At 73.9% G+C, this 16,658-nt stretch carries 15 protein-coding genes; 10 read left to right on the top strand and 5 right to left on the bottom strand.

From position 1 onward, the window contains the following. Positions 1-6: 6 nt before the first annotated feature. A complete protein-coding gene (locus tag QQG74_RS23975; RefSeq protein WP_341716985.1) occupies positions 7-1,146 on the bottom strand; it encodes a glycerate kinase in 1,140 nt (379 codons plus the stop codon). 68 nt (positions 1,147-1,214) lie between these two features. Between QQG74_RS23975 and nadA the strand changes: the two genes are divergently transcribed. From nadA to QQG74_RS23990, 3 genes are all read left to right on the top strand, one after another. After that, on the top strand, positions 1,215-2,390 hold the full coding sequence (gene nadA, locus QQG74_RS23980) for a quinolinate synthase NadA (protein ID WP_341716986.1): 1,176 nt from the start codon (positions 1,215-1,217) through the stop codon (positions 2,388-2,390). A gap of 177 nt (positions 2,391-2,567) precedes the next feature. Next, complete coding sequence (gene murA, locus QQG74_RS23985) at positions 2,568-3,968, top strand: UDP-N-acetylglucosamine 1-carboxyvinyltransferase (protein ID WP_341716987.1); 1,401 nt, start codon at positions 2,568-2,570, stop codon at positions 3,966-3,968. Between the two features lie 71 nt (positions 3,969-4,039). Further along, on the top strand, positions 4,040-4,639 hold the full coding sequence (locus tag QQG74_RS23990; protein WP_341716988.1) for a DUF3043 domain-containing protein: 600 nt from the start codon (positions 4,040-4,042) through the stop codon (positions 4,637-4,639). Between the two features lie 135 nt (positions 4,640-4,774). Here the strand turns inward: QQG74_RS23990 and QQG74_RS23995 are convergent, their stop codons facing one another. Next, a complete protein-coding gene (locus QQG74_RS23995; protein WP_341716989.1) occupies positions 4,775-5,083 on the bottom strand; it encodes an AzlD domain-containing protein in 309 nt (102 codons plus the stop codon). Then, complete coding sequence (locus QQG74_RS24000) at positions 5,077-6,003, bottom strand: AzlC family ABC transporter permease (protein WP_341716990.1); 927 nt, start codon at positions 6,001-6,003, stop codon at positions 5,077-5,079. Before QQG74_RS24000 ends, QQG74_RS23995 begins: the two co-directional genes overlap by 7 nt. Positions 6,004-6,069: 66 nt before the next feature. On the opposite strand from QQG74_RS24000, the gene QQG74_RS24005 reads away from it, so the two are divergent. The 4 genes from QQG74_RS24005 (at position 6,070) to QQG74_RS24020 (ending at position 12,282) form a co-directional block, all read left to right on the top strand. Beyond that, positions 6,070-6,630: an XRE family transcriptional regulator gene (locus QQG74_RS24005; RefSeq protein ID WP_341716991.1), complete on the top strand. Its 561-nt coding sequence runs from the start codon at positions 6,070-6,072 to the stop codon at positions 6,628-6,630. A 355-nt stretch (positions 6,631-6,985) separates the two neighbouring features. Next, complete coding sequence (locus QQG74_RS24010; protein WP_341716992.1) at positions 6,986-10,105, top strand: hypothetical protein; 3,120 nt, start codon at positions 6,986-6,988, stop codon at positions 10,103-10,105. A gap of 28 nt (positions 10,106-10,133) precedes the next feature. Further along, positions 10,134-11,207, top strand: a complete 1,074-nt coding sequence (locus tag QQG74_RS24015; protein WP_341721346.1) for a WG repeat-containing protein — start codon at positions 10,134-10,136, stop codon at positions 11,205-11,207. A 76-nt stretch (positions 11,208-11,283) separates the two neighbouring features. Beyond that, positions 11,284-12,282: an aldo/keto reductase family protein gene (locus QQG74_RS24020; protein WP_341716993.1), complete on the top strand. Its 999-nt coding sequence runs from the start codon at positions 11,284-11,286 to the stop codon at positions 12,280-12,282. Positions 12,283-12,385: 103 nt separating this feature from the next. Here the strand turns inward: QQG74_RS24020 and QQG74_RS24025 are convergent, their stop codons facing one another. After that, positions 12,386-13,177 (bottom strand): site-2 protease family protein, encoded by a 792-nt coding sequence (locus QQG74_RS24025; protein ID WP_341716994.1) that lies wholly within the window; start codon positions 13,175-13,177, stop codon positions 12,386-12,388. Next, complete coding sequence (locus QQG74_RS24030; protein WP_341721347.1) at positions 13,177-13,377, bottom strand: hypothetical protein; 201 nt, start codon at positions 13,375-13,377, stop codon at positions 13,177-13,179. The genes QQG74_RS24025 and QQG74_RS24030 overlap by 1 nt, the downstream gene beginning before the upstream one ends. Before the next feature lie 177 nt (positions 13,378-13,554). Between QQG74_RS24030 and QQG74_RS24035 the strand changes: the two genes are divergently transcribed. The 3 genes from QQG74_RS24035 to QQG74_RS24045 all read left to right on the top strand — a co-directional run bounded on the left by QQG74_RS24035 (position 13,555) and on the right by QQG74_RS24045 (position 16,642). Further along, positions 13,555-13,761 carry a hypothetical protein gene (locus QQG74_RS24035; RefSeq protein ID WP_341716995.1) on the top strand — a complete coding sequence of 69 codons (207 nt, stop codon included), beginning with the start codon at positions 13,555-13,557 and terminating at the stop codon, positions 13,759-13,761. A gap of 75 nt (positions 13,762-13,836) precedes the next feature. Continuing rightward, complete coding sequence (gene cobU, locus QQG74_RS24040) at positions 13,837-15,879, top strand: bifunctional adenosylcobinamide kinase/adenosylcobinamide-phosphate guanylyltransferase (protein ID WP_341716996.1); 2,043 nt, start codon at positions 13,837-13,839, stop codon at positions 15,877-15,879. Then, complete coding sequence (locus QQG74_RS24045; protein WP_341716997.1) at positions 15,869-16,642, top strand: adenosylcobinamide-GDP ribazoletransferase; 774 nt, start codon at positions 15,869-15,871, stop codon at positions 16,640-16,642. Before cobU ends, QQG74_RS24045 begins: the two co-directional genes overlap by 11 nt. The last annotated feature ends 16 nt before the right edge of the window (positions 16,643-16,658 follow it).

Raw genomic sequence — 16,658 nt, forward strand, 5'->3', positions numbered from 1 at the left:
AGCCGTTCAGCGGCTCCACTGCCGGGCCAGTCGGGCGCCCAGCTCGCGCAGCCCCTCCCCCGGGCGTTCCAGCGCCGCGGCCAGCCCGCCGCGCTCCTCCCCACCGAAGTGCTCCACCAGGCTGTACGCATCGGTGACCCCGACCGCCGCCGCCTCGCGCCGGCCCGTGCTCACCTGGCCGGCGAGCACGACGCAGGGTACGCCCCGGTCGCGGGCGGCGCCGGCCACTCCGGCAACCACCTTGCCGCGCAGCGACTGGTGGTCGAACTTGCCCTCCCCGGTGATCACCAGGTCGACGCCGTCGAGCGCGGCGTCCAGCCCGACGGCCCGGCTGACCAGCCCGATTCCGGACTCGCAGCGCCCGCCGAGGGCCAGCAGCGCCGCACCGAGACCACCGGCGGCACCGCCGCCGGGCAGCGCACCCAGCCCGCTGGGGCAGCCCGGCAGGTCCCGCTCCAGCACCTCGGCCCAGCGGGCCAGCGCGGCGTCGAGCAGCAGCACGTCGGCGCGGTCGGCGCCCTTTTGCGGTCCGAACACGTTGCTCGCCCCGTGCAGCCCGAGCAGCGGGTTGTCCACGTCGGTGGCGGCGATCAAGCGGGCCTCGCGCAGCCGGGGCGCGCCATCCAACGCGGCCACGGCGGCCAGCGCGGCACCGCCGTACGGCAGGGCCTGGCCGGCCTCGTCCAACGGCACGGCGCCCAGCGCGGTGAGCATGCCCGCGCCGCCGTCGTTTGTCGCCGAACCACCCAACCCGACCACGACGGTACGGGCGCCGGCCTCCACCGCAGCGGCGATCAACAGCCCCAGCCCGTACGAGGTGGTGGTCTTCGGGTCCCGCTCGGCGGCGTCGAGCAGGTGCAACCCGCACGCCTGCGCGCTCTCCAGCCAGGCGGTCGCCCCGTTGTCGGTGAGCAGGATCTCACCGGCGGCCGGGCGGCCCAGCGGATCGACGGTGGATACCGGCACCAACCGACCGGGCAGCGCCTCGACGAGCACGTCGAGGAAACCGGGCCCGCCATCCGCCAGCGGCCGGACCAGCAGCTCGTCGCCGGGGGCGATCTCCCGCCAGCCGTCGGCCACGGCCGCGGCCACCTCAGGAGCCGGCAGCGTGCCGGCGAACTTGTCCGGGCAGAGCAGTACGCGCATGCCTGGCAGTGTGGCAGCCCACACCGGCGGGAGCGGCAGGCCGGTCAGCCTGTGGGACCATGGTGGGCGTGACGTCGACCTGGGTTGAGCCCTCGAACACCGCCACTGCGCTGCTGCTCCTCGGTCGTGGCAGCGATTCCGCCACCGAGCGTGGCGTGGAGTGCCCCGGCGAGTTGCCGGCGCCGAGCGACCCGGACCTGGTGGCCCGAGCGACGGCGGCCAAGGCCGCGCTCGGCGACAAGGTCTTCGTGCTCGGCCACCACTACCAGCGCGACGAGGTGATCCAGTTCGCCGACGTGACCGGCGACTCGTTCAAGCTGGCCCGCGAGGCCGCCGCCCGGCCGGACGCGGAGTACATCGTCTTCTGCGGCGTGCACTTCATGGCCGAGAGCGCGGACATCCTCACCTCGGACACCCAGCGGGTCGTCCTGCCCGACCTGGCGGCCGGCTGCTCGATGGCGGACATGGCCGCACTGCCGCAGGTGGAGAACGCCTGGGACGTGCTCACCGACCTCGGTGTCGCCGAGCGGACGGTCCCGGTCACCTACATGAACTCCTCGGCGGACATCAAGGGCTTCGTCGGTCGGAACGGCGGTGTGGTCTGCACCTCGTCGAACGCGAAGCGGGCCCTGGAGTGGGCGTACCAACAGGGTGAGAAGGTGCTCTTCCTGCCCGACCAGCACCTGGGCCGCAACACTGCGGTGCTGGAGATGGGCTTCTCGCTGGACGACTGCGTGCTCTACGACCCGCACAAGCACGGCGGCGGGCTCACCCCGGAGCAACTGCGCGACGCACGCATGATCCTCTGGCGCGGGCACTGCTCGGTGCACGGGCGGTTCACGCTGGAGAGCGTGAACGACGTCCGCGAACGGGTGCCGGGGGTCAACGTGCTGGTGCACCCCGAGTGCCGGCACGAGGTGGTCAACGCCGCCGACCTGGTCGGCTCGACCGAGTACATCATCCGCACCATCGAGGCAGCCCCGGCTGGCTCCGCGTGGGCGGTCGGCACCGAGCTGAACCTGGTCCGTCGGCTCGCCCTGGCCCACCCGGACAAGCAGATCATGTTCCTCGACCGGGCGGTCTGCTACTGCTCGACGATGAACCGCATCGACCTGCCGCACCTGGTGTGGGCGCTTGAGGAACTGGTCGCCGGCCGGGTGGTCAACCAGATCACCGTCGATGCCGACACCGCGTACCACGCCCGGGTGGCGCTGGACCAGATGCTCGCGCTGCCCGGTTCCTGAGCAGCCGGATGTTCACTGTCGGTAATGCAAAAGGTACGAAAAAGTGCCGGATCACCGATTGATGCCCGCCACAGCGGTGTGACCCGATCCATTCTCATCACGGAGGGCTATGCTGCCCGGGCGACAACACACGGGGCCGGAGTTTGCCCACGACCGGTTCGCGGGTAGCGACCCGTGGTGTCCCCTCATCCAAACGGCAGCACGCACGCGCTGGAGGTTGCGTTGACCGACGACGTCCTGGTCGTACACGGAGGCACCCCGCTGCAAGGGCGGATCCGCGTGCGCGGCGCGAAGAACCTGGTTTCCAAGGCGATGGTCGCCGCACTGCTCGGCGACAGCCCGAGCCGGCTGTTCGACGTACCGAAGATCCGTGACGTGGAGGTGGTCCGGGGCCTGCTCGGGCTGCACGGCGTCAAGGTCACCGACGGCGACGAGGACGGCGAGCTGGTCTTCGACCCGGCGAACGTGGAAAGCGCCAGCACCGACCAGATCAACGTGCACGCGGGTTCGAGCCGGATTCCGATCCTGTTCTGCGGTCCGCTGCTGCACCGCCTCGGCCACGCCTTCATCCCCGACCTGGGCGGCTGTCACATCGGCCCGCGGCCGATCGACTTCCACCTGCAAGCGCTGCGGGAGTTCGGCGCCACGGTCGACAAGACCCCCGAGGGCCTGCACCTGTCCGCGCCGAACGGCCTGCACGGCACCAAGTTCGCGCTGCCCTACCCCAGCGTCGGGGCGACCGAGCAGGTGCTGCTCACCGCGGTCATGGCCGAGGGTGTCACCGAGCTGCGCAACGCCGCGGTGGAGCCGGAGATCATCGACCTGATCTGCGTCCTCCAGAAGATGGGCGCGATCATCAAGGTGCACACCGACCGGGTGATCGAGGTCCAGGGTGTGCCGAGGCTGCACGGCTACACGCACCGGCCGATCCCGGACCGGATCGAGGCGGCGAGCTGGGCGGCGGCGGCGCTGGCCACCCGGGGTCACGTCGAGGTGCTCGGTGCCGAGCAGGCCGACATGATGACCTTCCTCAACGTCTTCCGCTCGGTCGGCGGCGAGTACGAGGTGACCGACACCCGTCCCCCCCGGCCGGGACAGCCAGGCCAGGAGGGCGGCATCCGGTTCTGGCACCCGGGCGGCGAGCTTCAGGCCACCGCCCTGGAGACCGACGTACACCCGGGCTTCATGACCGACTGGCAGCAGCCGCTGGTCGTCGCGCTGACCCAGGCCCGCGGTCTGTCGATCGTCCACGAGACCGTCTACGAGCAGCGGCTGGGCTACACCGAGGCGCTCAACTCGATGGGCGCGAACATCCAGGTCTACCGAGACTGCCTGGGCGGCACCCCGTGCCGCTTCGGCCGGCGCAACTTCAAGCACTCGGCGGTGATCGCCGGACCGAGCAAGCTGCACGCCGCCGACCTGGTCATCCCCGACCTGCGGGCCGGCTTCAGCCATCTGATCGCCGCGCTGGCCGCCGAGGGCACCTCCCGGGTGTACGGCGTTGACCTGATCAACCGGGGCTACGAGGACTTCGAGGCCAAGCTCGCCGACCTCGGCGCACACGTCGAGCGGCCGTAGTTCGAGCCGCCGTTCGCGTCCGGTGCACCCGCGATGTGCACCGGACGCGCGGCGTTGGCTACCCTTGCCGCGTGCCGTCGCTGTTTCGCCGTAAGTCCGCTGACCTCGCCGACCCCGCCCCCGAGCCGGAGAACCCGGCGACGGAGGAGGATGCCGCCCGTCCTCGTGGCTACACCCCGGCCAAGGGTCGGGAGACGCCGAAGCGTCCCGCCACCGGCCGGCGTCCGGCCGGCGCGACGAAGGCGCTGAGCAAGGAGGAGGCGAAGGCGCTGCGGCGGCAACGCCGTGCCGAGGCGGCGGCGGAGTTCCGGCGGGAGGGCGGACCGCGCGACCGGGGTCCGGAACGGCTGCTGGCCCGCAACGTGGTCGACTCCCGGCGTACCGTCGGCACCTGGTTCTTCGGCGGCGCGCTCATCGTGCTGATCGGGTCGAACCAGGCGATGCCGCCGGTGATCCGGCTCGCCTCCAACCTGCTCTGGGGCGCGCTCGCCATCGGTGTGGTGATCGACTCGGTGCTCATCTCGCGGAAGATCAAGAAGCTGGTCCGGAGCCGCTTCCCGAACTCCACCCAGCGGATGGGCTCCCTCTACCTCTACGCGATCATGCGGGCGATCACCTTCCGTAAGCTGCGTACCCCCGAGCCCCGCGTCGCGATCGGCGACCAGGTCTGACCAGCGCGATCGGCGACAAGGTCTGACCAGCGCGATCGGCGACCAGGTCTGATCAGCGCGATCGGCGACCAGGTCTGACCTGTGGTTGTCTTCGCCACGGTCTGACCGGTGGCGTCGGCGTGCCGGCGGTTCGGCTCAGGGCACCCCGAGCAGGCGCAGCAGCGCTGCCGTGCCGGCGGCGGCCACGACCACGAGCACGAACGGCACCCGCCGCCACGCCAGCAGCACACCGACCAGGACGCCGGCCGGCCGGGCCCAGCCGGCGAACCGGCCGACCTCGGTCAGCGCCGCGGTGGCGGCAAGCGCCGCCAGCAGGGCCGCCGCACCCACCGGCAACAACTGACGCGCCCACTCCGGCAGGTCGAGCCGATCCCGCAGCAACACCCCGGCGATCCGGAAGGCGTACGTCCCGACGGCCAATGCCACGATCACCGCGATCAACACGGCTCCTCCTCCGGTCCGCCCCGCCCCGGTCGTCGTCCCACCGGCGCCGGTCGCGGTCCGGCCAGTACCGGCCCGGCCGCCGCGGTCAGGCTCTCCTGCGCCGGCTCGGCGCTGCTCCGCTCAGGCGGCTCGGCGTTGATCCCCTCCGCCAGCTCGGCGCTGCCCAGCTCGGACGACTCGACGATTGCCAGCGTCCCGGCGGCGGCACCGGCCGGGGTGGCCGGCGTGGCCGGCGTGGCCGGCGAGCGTCGCCTGAGCCGGTGTACGGCCAGTAGCCCGGGACCGGCCAGCGCGAGCAGCACCGGCAGGCCGGCCGGTAGCAGCGGCGTGGTCAACACCGCCAGCAGCGCACCACCCAGCGCCGCCCGCCGGGTGTCCCGGTCCCGCAGGGCGGGCAGCAGCAGGGCGATCAGCCCGGCCGGGAACGCCGCGTCCAGCCCGAAGGCGGCCGGATCGCCGGCCGCCCCGCCGGCCAGCACCCCGAGCAGGGTGCCGGCTTGCCAGGCCACGAAGAGCAGGGTGCCGGCCAGCCAGAAGGCCCGCCGTCGGGCGGGACCGGCCGGCCGGGCCAGGGTGAAGGCGGTGGCCTCGTCGGTCATCAGGTGGCTGCCGAGCAGCCGGTGCCGCAACCGGTGCCCGATCGTGTCGCCGAGGGTCAGGCCGAACGGCAGGTGCCGGGCGTTGATCAGCAACCCGGCGAGTACGGCGGCCACCGGGTTGCCGGCGGCCACCAGCCCGACCGCCAAGAACTGCGCGCCACCGGCGTAGACCAGCACGGACATGGCGACGGCCGCCCAGCCGGGCAACCCGGCGGCGACCGTCATGGCACCGAAGGAGGCGCCGACCGCCACGATCGCCGCGGCGATGGCGGCCACGTCGCGTAGCGTTCCCACCCCCGGCGTTCGTTCTGGCGTACGCATAGTTCAGCATGATGAACACGCCCCTCTTGTTCGTCAAATCGAACAAACGGAACATCGGAGCGAACAATGCCTCCAGAGCCCACGCCGCCACTAGCCACCATCGCCGCCGCCCTGCGCTACGAGCGACAGCGGGTCGGCCTGTCGCTTACCGAACTCGCCCGCCGGGCGGGGATCGCCAAGTCGACCCTGTCCCAACTCGAATCGGGCGTCGGCAATCCGAGCGTGGAGACGCTGTGGGCGCTGGGCGTGGCCCTCGACGTGCCGTTCAGCCGGCTGGTCGAGCCGCCGACGACAAGCGTGCGGGTGATCCGGGCCGGCGACGGGCCACGGATCCGATCCGAGCACGCGGATTTCAGCGGCACCCTGCTGACCGCCGGTACCGCGCACGCCCGTCGGGACGTCTATCTGATCGAACTGGAGCCGGGCGGGGTGCGCCACGCCGCACCGCACACCCCGCGCAGCGTCGAGCACGTCGTGGTCGGCTCCGGCCGGTTACGCTGCGGACCAGAGTACGAGCAGGTGGAACTCGGCCCGGGCGACTACGCGACCTTCCCGGGCGACGCACCGCACCGTTACCAGGCCCTCGAACCAGACACCTTCGCCGTACTGGTGATGGAGCATCCGTGACCGCTGCGGCACGCCGAGGCGGCGCGATGCCGGCGGCGTGCGGCATTGTCGGGGACGGACGCGGAGCCGGCAACCCGAGGCCGACGCCGGGTGGAGTATCGTCGGAAGTCCGATTCCATCACGGACCTAAATGTCCGGATCTGTAGGATAACGTTTGGCTGCGGTATCCGTGCCGCAGTGGCGGTGACCGAGCCCGCGCCGCTACCCTCCTCAGGCAGCCATTCGGTGCCGGGACGAGCGACTTTACCGGTTCCCGGGGCGCCCAGCGCGACCATTTCCGACGAGGTGACATCGCCGTGAGCGAGCGGACGCGAGCCGACCACCGGGGCGCGGCCGTGAACGACAGGTCCGCCGGATGAGTCGCGGCTACGCCGACCGGTGGCACGATCCCGCCGAGCCGTCCTGGATGGCCGAGCCGACGACCGAGTGGCAGCCGCAGTTTCCGGGCCAGCGTTACCCGGGCGACATCGGCGTCGAGCATCATCAGCAGCCGCCGGCACGGGGCCGGGGAAGCGCCGTCGGCCGGGCCGAGGTGCCACCGCTCGCGCCGACCAGATCCGACGGTACGTACGTGGGCCGCTCCTGGGCCGACGAGCCGGACGGCTGGCCGGGCCGGCACGAGGCGCCCGAGCCACGGCGGTACGACGGCCCGAACGATGCCCGTTTTCCCGATCGGTCCTACCCGACAGGGCGGCCGGAGCGTTCCGACGGCCGGCGTCCATCGCAGCCGGACACCTCCCGTGGGCGCGACGGGGTCACCTGGTCCGATGTGGGCTCCCCGGCCGCGGCGACCGGCGCGCCGTCACGCCGCGACCCACGCGAGGCAGACCGCTACCCGCAGCGTGGCCCGGACCGACGCGAGCCCGACCGCTACCCGCCGGAGGCGGACCGGCGCGGAGCCGACCGCTATCCCCCACGACGCGGTCAGCGTGAGTACGAGGGTTACCCGCGACACGACCCCGACCGACGGGAACAACGCGAGTCCGACCGCTACGACCAGTGGCCGCGCCGCTCCGAGCCGGCCGACCGCGACCAGGTGCGGCGCCGTGGCGCGCCGGTCTCCTCCGGACCGCCGGAGTCCGGGTGGATGCCCGAGCCGGACGAGCAACGGCGCCGGCCCGCCACACCGCAACGACCGGCCGAGACCACGAACCGCCGGTCCACAAGCGACGGTTCCCAGCAGCGCCCCCGTTACCAGTGGAGCAGCCACCCCGGCGAGCCGACGTACGACGACGGCCTCCGGGTGGACGGGTACCGGGAGGAGTTCGGCGTCGGGGACCCGGACAGCGCGCCGTACCCGGACGGTTACGTCGAGGATGTTCCGGTTCGCGGTTCGCGTGACGAGTGGGGTCGCCCCGACTGGTCACCCGGGCGCGGTCGCCCCGAGCCGGCGGCGCCGGACGCGCAGGCGTTCGCTGGGTCGCCGGGCGGCCTGCCCTGGCCCGAGCCGGGACCACTGCGGCCGAGCACCGGCCGGGACCACCGCGATTACCAGCGGCCCGCCGGCCCGCCGCCCGACCGCGAGCCACCCCGCCCTGGTCGACCGCACCTGTCGGTGGTCCCCGATCCTCCGGTCACCCCCTCGCCGGAGTACGACCGACCGGTCTCTCCCGCGTCGGAGTACGACCGACCGGTCTCTCCCGCAGCGGACTACGACCGACCGGTGTCGCCGGCCGCCGGACGGAGCCGGCCGGTGTCCCCGGCACCGCCGCAGGACCGGCCGGACATGCCCCGCCGGGGTCGACCGGACTCGCCCGCCGCCCGGGACCGGATCCCCAGGCCGGACCGGCCCCACCGCCCCATCCCGCAGGCCGACCAGGGTCGGCGCGACCCGGTCGGCCCCGTCGGTCCCGTCGGCCCCGTCGGTCCGGTCGGTCCGGTCGGTCCGGTCCGACCGGCCGCCTCCGCCGGACAGCCCGGACCGACCGGGGACACGGTACGACCGGCGCCGCTGCACCAGCACGAGGTACGCCCGGCGCCGCTGCACGAGCACCAGGTCCGTCCCGCACCCCTGTTCGACCAACCGGTCGTGGCCACTCCGCCGCCGACGGCCCCCTCGGTCGCCGCCGCACCACCCGCCGCCGGCCCCGCCGCGGCACGCCCCGTCTCCGCACCACCAAACCACCCGCCGGTCCCCGCACCCCCAGCCACCGACCCGTCTCCGCACCGCCCGCACGCCCACCCGTCTCCGCACCCCCAGCCACCCACCCGTCTCCGCACCGCCCGCACGCCCACCGGTATCGGGGCCACCGACCCCGCCACCGGTCTCCGCGCCCACGTCTCCCGCTCCGGCCGCGCCCCGCCCGGCCGAGCCGGCGCCGGCCGCTCCGGCCGCGCGGAAGCCGACCCGGTACGTCCCACCGCCGCCCGAGCCGGTCACGCCCGCACCGGTCCGGCCGCCCTCCGCCGGCCCGCAGGCCTGGTTCGGATCGCCCGCTCCCGAGCCGGACCAGCCGCCGCCCGGACCGGCGACCCCGCCGACCGCCGCGCCGGTCTCCGCACCATCGTCATCGCCACGGTCCGGCGCGCCGACCTCCGCACCACCGGCCACCACAACGCCGGCCACCACAACACGGGTCTCCGCACCGCCAGCCACCACAACACCGGTCTCCGCACCGCCGGCCACCACAACGCCCGTCTCCGCACCGCCGGCCACCACAACGCCGACCTCCGCACCGCCGGTCTCCGCAAGGCCCGCTTCCGCACCGCCCGTCTCCGCACCACCGGCCACCACAACGCCGACCTCCGCACCACCGGGACCATCGGTTTCGGACGAACCGCCGGTCGGCGCTGCCCCGGTAGCTCCGACGTCACCGGCCGCTCCGCCGCTGGTACCTCCGAACACCGTTCCACCGACGACCTCGGCGGCGCCGATGCCGGCACCGGCGGCACCGGTCGGGGACGTACCGGCGCCGGCACCGCCGACCGACCTCGCACCACCGGTCTCCGCACCACCACTCGGTACGCCGTCGGCCGCCTCGCCACCCGCCCCACCAACCTTCGCGCCGCCCGCCCCCGCAGCACCCGTCAGCCCAGCACCCGTCTTCGCACCACCCGTCAGCCCAGCACCCGTTTCCGGAGCGCCCGTCTCCGCAGCACCCATTTCCGCGCCACCCGTCCGCGCAGCATCCGTCTCCGGGCCGCCGGCCGCTACGATGCCGGTCTCGGCACCGCCGGCCGCCACCCCGCCCGTCTCCGGACCGCCCGCCACCGCATCCACTGTGGAGGAGGAGCCGGCCGCCGAGACGGTGCAGGACGAGGCTCCGGCACCCGAACCGCCGCCGGACCCGGAGCAGGTGTTGGCCGGCTACCGCTGGCAACTCGACCCGACGACGCTGCGCGAGGTCGTGGACGACCCGGAGGAACTGCGGGCGATCCGGGAGCGGCTGACCGAGAAGCTCGCCTCGGCGCTCGACAACCGGTCCCGTGCCCGGCTGTTGAGCCTGCGGGCGGTGGTCTCGCGGATCCTCGGTGACTTCGACGAGGCGTTGGACGACGGCCGGATGGCGTTTACCTACGCCGAGGCGACCGGGGAACTGCGCCGGACCGCCCTGGCCCAGGCACGGTTGGCGCAGGTGCTGCGCTGGCGCGGGGATTTCGCCGAGGCCGACCGGCTGTTCGCGGAGGCCAACTCGGCCGAGCTGCCCGACCGGCTGCGCGCCGCCCTGCACGAACACGCCGCCCGCAGCTGCTACGACCAGGGCCGGTTGATCGAGGCGTGCCACCACTTCGAGCGGGCTCTCGACCTGCGTGGCGAGGGTGATCCCGAACTCCTGGCCCGGGTCCGGATCGGGCTGGACGCGGTCGCCGCGCGGGCCGCCGAGAGCGGTTTTGGACCGTACCCGCGCAGTTGGGACGAGGTGTTGGAGCGCGAGCGTGCTCCGGTCCCCGCCCGCGACGGCGGCCAGGGGCTGTGGGGCTACGCGGACAGCGAGGGCGACCTGGTCGTGCCGGCCCGGTACGCCGAGGCGCAGCCGTTCGCCGACGGCCTGGCCTGGGTACGTGGCCCGCAGACGGACCGGTGGTCGTTGATCGGTCTGAGCGGGGAGACCGTCCTCGAGCCGACCTATCTCGCGGCTCGACCGTTCTCCGACGGCCTGGCCTGGGTGGTACGCGACGAGAGCGGCTGGTTGGCCGTGGACACCACCGGAGAGGTGGTCGTGCCACCCGGCTTCGCCGACGTGCGGCCGTTCCGCCGGGGCGTGGCGGTCGTCCGACGCGAGGGCTGGGGTGCCGTCGACCGCACCGGCCAGCTCGTGGTGCCCACCCGCTACCACGGTTTCCACACCGCCCTCGCCGATGGCCGGTACGTCGACGGCTTCACCGACGAAGGTCTGGCCGTGGTGGAGCTGGCTGGTCGCAAGGGTGTGGTGGACCGGACCGGTCAGGTGATCGTCGCACCGGCGCATCCGGCGCTGCTCATCCACCCGGTGGCCTTCCTGGCCACCAACGGCGCCGGACGCTGGGGCGCGCTCGACCGGCGCGGGCGGTCGCTCATCGATCCGATGTTCCATCGTCCGGATGCGGTCGTGGCGGAGATCGAGACGTTGCTCACCGACGCCAGCCCGGTGCTCTGACCGGACGCCCACCTGCCGGCACCGGGCGGCCCGGCTCAATCAGCAGCTCGCACCGGGGGCGGGCTAGGGTCAGGGAATGGAATTCCGACACCTTGGCCGTTCCGGCCTGATGGTCAGCGAGATCTCGTACGGCAACTGGATCACCCACGGCTCGCAGGTCGAGGAGGAGGCGGCGGTCAGCTGCGTCCGAGCCGCCCTGGACGCCGGCATCACCACCTTCGACACCGCAGACGTCTACGCCGGCACCCGGGCCGAGGATGTCCTCGGCCGGGCACTGGAGCAGGAGCGGCGCGAGGGCCTGGAGATCTTCACCAAGGTGTTCTGGCCCACCGGACCGGGACGCAACGACCGGGGTCTGTCCCGCAAGCACATCATGGAGTCGATCAACGGTTCGCTGCGCCGGTTGCGCACCGACTACGTGGACCTCTACCAGGCCCACCGGTACGACTACCACACGCCGCTGGAAGAGACGATGGAAGCCTTCGCCGACGTCGTACGCTCCGGCAAGGCGCTCTACATCGGCGTCTCGGAGTGGAAGGCGTCGCAGATCCGCGAGGCCCACGCCCTGGCCCGGGAGCTGCGCATCCCGCTGGTCTCCAACCAGCCGCAGTACTCGATGCTGTGGCGGGTCATCGAGAGCGAGGTCGTACCCACAAGCGAGGAGCTTGGCGTCGGGCAGATCGTCTGGTCGCCGATGGCGCAGGGCGTACTCACCGGCAAGTACCTGCCCGGCCAGCCGCCACCGGCCGGGTCCCGGGCCACCGACGAGAAGTCCGGTGCGGGTTTCATCGCCAAGTGGCTTACCGACGACGTGCTGACCCGGGTCCAGCAGCTCAAGCCGCTCGCCGACCAGGCCGGGCTGAGCATGGCCCAGCTCGCCATCGCCTGGGTGTTGCAGAACCCGAACGTCTCCTCGGCCATCATCGGGGCGACCCGTCCCGAGCAGGTGCAGGACAACGTCAAGGCGGCCGGTGTCAAGCTCGACGCCGAGCTGCTCAAGGCGATCGACGAGATCGTCGACCCGGTGACCGAGCGCGACCCGGCACGCACCGAGTCGCCCGCCGAGCGTCCCTGACCCGGTCGGTCCGGCCGGCGTCCCGCTCGACGCCGGCCGGGCCACCCGGCGACCCGCCCCGGCTCAGCCCGGCCAGAACCGGATCAGCCCTGCCAGAACCGGATCAGCCCTGCCAGAACCGGATCAGCTGAAGCCCGGTGGCGTAGAGCCACGGCGGCAGGCCGAGGGCGTTGCCGACCGCGAAGACCGCGTCGAAGAACCAGCCGCCGATCCGCGGGTTCCACAGCAACCCGAAGAGCAGGATGAAGCCGTACGGCGCGAAGAGGTCGTACATCCGCCGCCACTGCGGGTTCAACCACGGCTGGATCATGTTGCCGCCGTCCAGCCCCGGCACCGGCAGCAGGTTGAGCACGCTTGCGGTGAGCTGGAGGAAGGCGAGCAGGGCCACGGCGGCCCAGAACTCGACCGGCCCGCCGCCCGGCGCACCGAGCCGCAGCACCGCCACCAGCACCAGGGCGAACAGCACGTTTGTGGCCGGCCCGGCCAGGCTGACCAGGGTGTGCCGCAGCCGCCCCGGGATCGCGTGCCGGTCCACCCAGACCGCGCCGCCGGGCAGGCCGATGCCGCCGAGCAGCACCACCGCCACCGGTAGCGCGATGGAGAGCAGCGGGTGGCTGTACTTCAGCGGGTTGAGCGTCAGATAGCCGCGATGGGCCACGCTCCGGTCGCCGGCCCGGTACGCGACCACGGCGTGGGCGTACTCGTGCAGGCAGAGCGAGACCAGCCAGCCGGAGACGACGAACCCGAAGACCGCGAGCCGGACGTTACCGATCCCGTGCCAGGTCAGCACGGCGCTGGTGACAAGCAACGCGACCAGGGCGAGAAAAACCGGGCTGGGCCGGAACGCCGCCCGGGGCACCCCGAGCACCAGGGGTTCGGCGTCCCGGGGGGTCATCACTCCGCCGCGGGCAGCAGGCTCATCCGGTACTCCACCCGGTCGTCCTCGGCGAGCGTCACGGAGGTGACGCCGGATGCCGCGAGTTCCCGCCAGGTCTGGCCGATCCAGGACTCGGCGTCCGCCTGGCTGCCGAACGACTCGGTCGGCCCCTCGGCCGGCTCGCCGTTCGCGCCCTCGTACCGCCAGCTCCACGCCATGTGCGCGTCTCCCCTCGCCTTGCTGTCCATCGGACCGACCCCCGCCAGCGTAGTCGGCCACCCGGTCGGCGGCCGTACGGCGACCGACCGCTTCCGCAGTCGCCGCGAACCCGGCGACTGACCGCCGCCGGGCCGGGTATGTGTCGGTAGGAACCCGATGTGGCACAGGAGGCGAGGATGACGACACCGATCCCGAAGATGGACACGGCGGAGCTGCGCGAGATCGCGGTGCGCGGCGGCATCGAGGGTGCCCGGGACATGGACCGGGACGCGCTGCTCGACGCCCTCCAGGCCCGCCCCGGCGAGGGCTTCTGGCAGGAGGACCCGAAGCCGGCGGACGTCAACCCCAACGACTACATGTACCAGCCCCCCGACGGTCGTTGAGCGGTGCCGGGACGGCGGGGGCGTCGCGGCGTACCTGCGCTGCCCCGGGCACCCGGCTGGCCGTAAGGTACGGGCATGTCCGTTGACGGGTGGAACCGGATCCTGGTGCTGGGCGGCATCCGCTCCGGCAAGTCGGAGTTCGCCGAGTCCCTGGTCGCCGACGCGGCCTCGGTCCGGTACGTGGCCACCGCGCCCGGCGCGGGCGACGACGACGCGGAGTGGCTGGCCCGGATCGCCGCGCACCGCGCCCGCCGGCCCGCCGCCTGGAGCACCGAGGAGACCGCCGCCGAGCCGCGTCAGCTCGCCGACGTGATCGCCGCCGCCCGGCCGGACGAGACGCTGCTCGTCGACGATCTCGGCGGCTGGGTGACCGTGCTGCTCGACCCGGCGCACCAGCCGGCCGACGACACCGCCACGATCGACGAGCTGGCCACCGCCGTCCGGGCCTGCGCGGCCCGGTTGGTGCTGGTCAGCCCCGAGGTCGGGCTCTCCCTGGTGCCGACCACGCCGCTGGGTCGGGCGTTCACCGACGCGCTCGGCGCGGTCAACCGGGCCGTGGCGGACGCCTGCGACGCGGTGGTCCTGGTGGTCGCCGGCCAGCCGTGCCGGCTGAAGCCGGCCGAGCCCGCGCCCGCCGCCCCGACTCCGCTGCCGAGCACTCCGGTTCCGCTCGCGGCCGGCCAGCCCGGCGCCACGGTGCCCGCCCAGGGCGGTCCCACCGACCGGCAACCCGGGCAGCGCGGTCCGACCGACGCCGGCGGCCCCCTGCCGGCCTCGCCGCCGGTGACCACGCCGGAGCTGCCCGCCCCGACCGGTACCGCCCACGACGGCGGGGCCACCGGTCGGACGACGCCCGCCGTCGACCTGCCGACAGCCGCCACCGGGCTGGTCATCCAGCCCGGCATGGAGCTACCCATGCCGGACGAGTACGCCGGACCGCAGGCCGTGCAGCGACTGGCCACCCTGGACGTACCGGGCACCGGGCTCGGCGTACTGGAGCAGGTCGTCTCGTTCGCCGCCGCCACCCAGGGCACCTCGACCCCGGCCGCCTGGCGGTCGGTACGCGTACTGCTGCTGCACGGCGACCACGCCGGTGGTGTCGCCGCCGGCAGCCGGCCCGGCGAGTCGGCCCGGCGGGCCCGCCAGGCCGGGGCGGGCCAGGGCGTGCTCGCCCGGTTGGCCGCCGAGAGCGGAGCCAGCCTCCAGGTGATCGACGCACCGACCGCCGCGGCCATCGAGGACGGTCCCGCGCTCACCGCCGAACAGGTCGACGCGGCCCTGCGCTACGGCTGGCGGCTGGCCGAGGAGGCCGCGGACGACGGCGTACAGCTGCTGGTCCTGGCCGCGTGCGGCGCCGGCACCGACGCCGCGGCGGCGGCCGTGCTGGCCGCGACCGCCGGGGCCGAGCCGGCTGCGGTGCTCGCCCGGGTGGTCACCGAGCACGGCGAGATCGACGACGTGGCCTGGATGGCCCGCTGCGCGGCGGTCCGGGACGCGCTGCACCGCGCCCGCCGCTCCTCCCGCGCCGCCAAGGAGGTGCTGGCCCAGCTCGGTGGTGGGGACATCGCCGTCGCCACCGGCATCCTGCTCGGCGCGACCGCACGCCGGACGCCGGTGCTGCTGGACGGGCCGGTCGGCGTGTCGGCCGGGCTGGTCAGCCGGGACCTGGCCGGGCAGAGCCGGCACTGGTGCCTGCTGGCCGACCACGGCGGCCACCCCGCCGTCCAACTGGCCGCCGACGTGCTCGGCCTGACTCCGCTGACGGAGCTGCGGCTCGACCTCGGCGAGGGGGCGAACGCGCTCACCGTGTTGCCGCTGCTGCGCTCGGTGCTGGCGTTGGCCGCCGCGCTGCCCGCCCGCCCGGACCGCACCGCCGCCGGCCCGGACGAGCACACCGCCGCCTCGGCCGAACACACCACTGGCCCGCACGAACGCCCGGACGAACACACCACGGGGTCGGAGCACAGCACCGCCGGGCCGGACGAGAACGGCACCGGGCCGGACGAGTCCGTCGAGGAAGCCGAGCCCGACTTCCGCGAGCCCGAGCCCGAGGGGCCGGGACCGACAACCACCCAACCGGCCCGGTCGGCGGATCCGACCGGCTCGCGTGCCGGCTGAGCCCCGCCTCGCCGCCGGGGCGCGGCTCGCCCTGACCACCTTCACGGTGGCCCCGGTACGGGCCGGTCGGATCGACCGGGCCACCGCCGGTACCGCGATGGCGCTCGCCCCGGTGGTGGGTGCGCTGCTCGGGTTGCCGTTGGCCGGGGTGCTGCTGCTGCTCGACACCTTCAGCACGTCACTCGTCGCCGCCGGGGTGACCGTCGCGCTGGGCGCCCTGCTCACCCGGGGACTGCACCTCGACGGGCTGGCCGACACCGTGGACGCGCTCGGCTCGTACCGGCGCGGCCCGGCCGCGTTGGAGATCATGAAGCGGCCGGACGTCGGGCCGTTCGGCGTGGTCGCCCTGGTGCTCGTGCTGCTGGTGCAGGCCGCGGCGCTGGCCGAGCTGGCCGGCCGGTCCCGGCCGGCGGCACTCGCCGCGGTCGTGACGGCCGCCGCGGCCGGCCGGCTCGGGGTCACGCTGGCCTGCCGGCGGGGCGTACCGCCGGCCCGACCGGAGGGGCTCGGTGCGCTTGTCGCCGGCACCGTCGGGCCGGTCGCGCTGGCCGCCGGCACGATCTCCGTGCTGCTGCTGGCGGTCGCGGCGGTGCCGGGCCGCCCGTGGCAGGGACCGCTGGCCGTGCTGATCGCGCTCGCCGTCGCGGCCGGCCTGCTACGACATGCGGTACGCCGATTCGGCGGGATCACCGGTGACCTGCTCGGTGCCACCGTCGAGGTGGTCACCACGCTCGTCTACCTGGGTCTGGTGCTGTCCGGCTGAGCCGGGCGGCCGGTGG

The sequence above is a fragment of the Micromonospora sp. FIMYZ51 genome, assembly GCF_038246755.1.
Lineage (GTDB): Bacteria > Actinomycetota > Actinomycetes > Mycobacteriales > Micromonosporaceae > Micromonospora.

Coding starts and splice junctions, on each gene's coding strand:
- QQG74_RS23975 (WP_341716985.1), bottom strand. CDS start 1,146: ATGCGCGTACTGCTCTGCCCGGACAAGTTCGCCGGCACGCTGCCGGCT.
- QQG74_RS24000 (WP_341716990.1), bottom strand. CDS start 6,003: ATGCGTACGCCAGAACGAACGCCGGGGGTGGGAACGCTACGCGACGTG.
- QQG74_RS24005 (WP_341716991.1), top strand. CDS start 6,070: ATGCCTCCAGAGCCCACGCCGCCACTAGCCACCATCGCCGCCGCCCTG.
- QQG74_RS24010 (WP_341716992.1), top strand. CDS start 6,986: ATGAGTCGCGGCTACGCCGACCGGTGGCACGATCCCGCCGAGCCGTCC.
- QQG74_RS24015 (WP_341721346.1), top strand. CDS start 10,134: ATGGCGTTTACCTACGCCGAGGCGACCGGGGAACTGCGCCGGACCGCC.
- QQG74_RS24020 (WP_341716993.1), top strand. CDS start 11,284: ATGGAATTCCGACACCTTGGCCGTTCCGGCCTGATGGTCAGCGAGATC.
- QQG74_RS24025 (WP_341716994.1), bottom strand. CDS start 13,177: ATGACCCCCCGGGACGCCGAACCCCTGGTGCTCGGGGTGCCCCGGGCG.
- QQG74_RS24030 (WP_341721347.1), bottom strand. CDS start 13,377: ATGGCGTGGAGCTGGCGGTACGAGGGCGCGAACGGCGAGCCGGCCGAG.
- QQG74_RS24035 (WP_341716995.1), top strand. CDS start 13,555: ATGACGACACCGATCCCGAAGATGGACACGGCGGAGCTGCGCGAGATC.
- cobU (WP_341716996.1), top strand. CDS start 13,837: ATGTCCGTTGACGGGTGGAACCGGATCCTGGTGCTGGGCGGCATCCGC.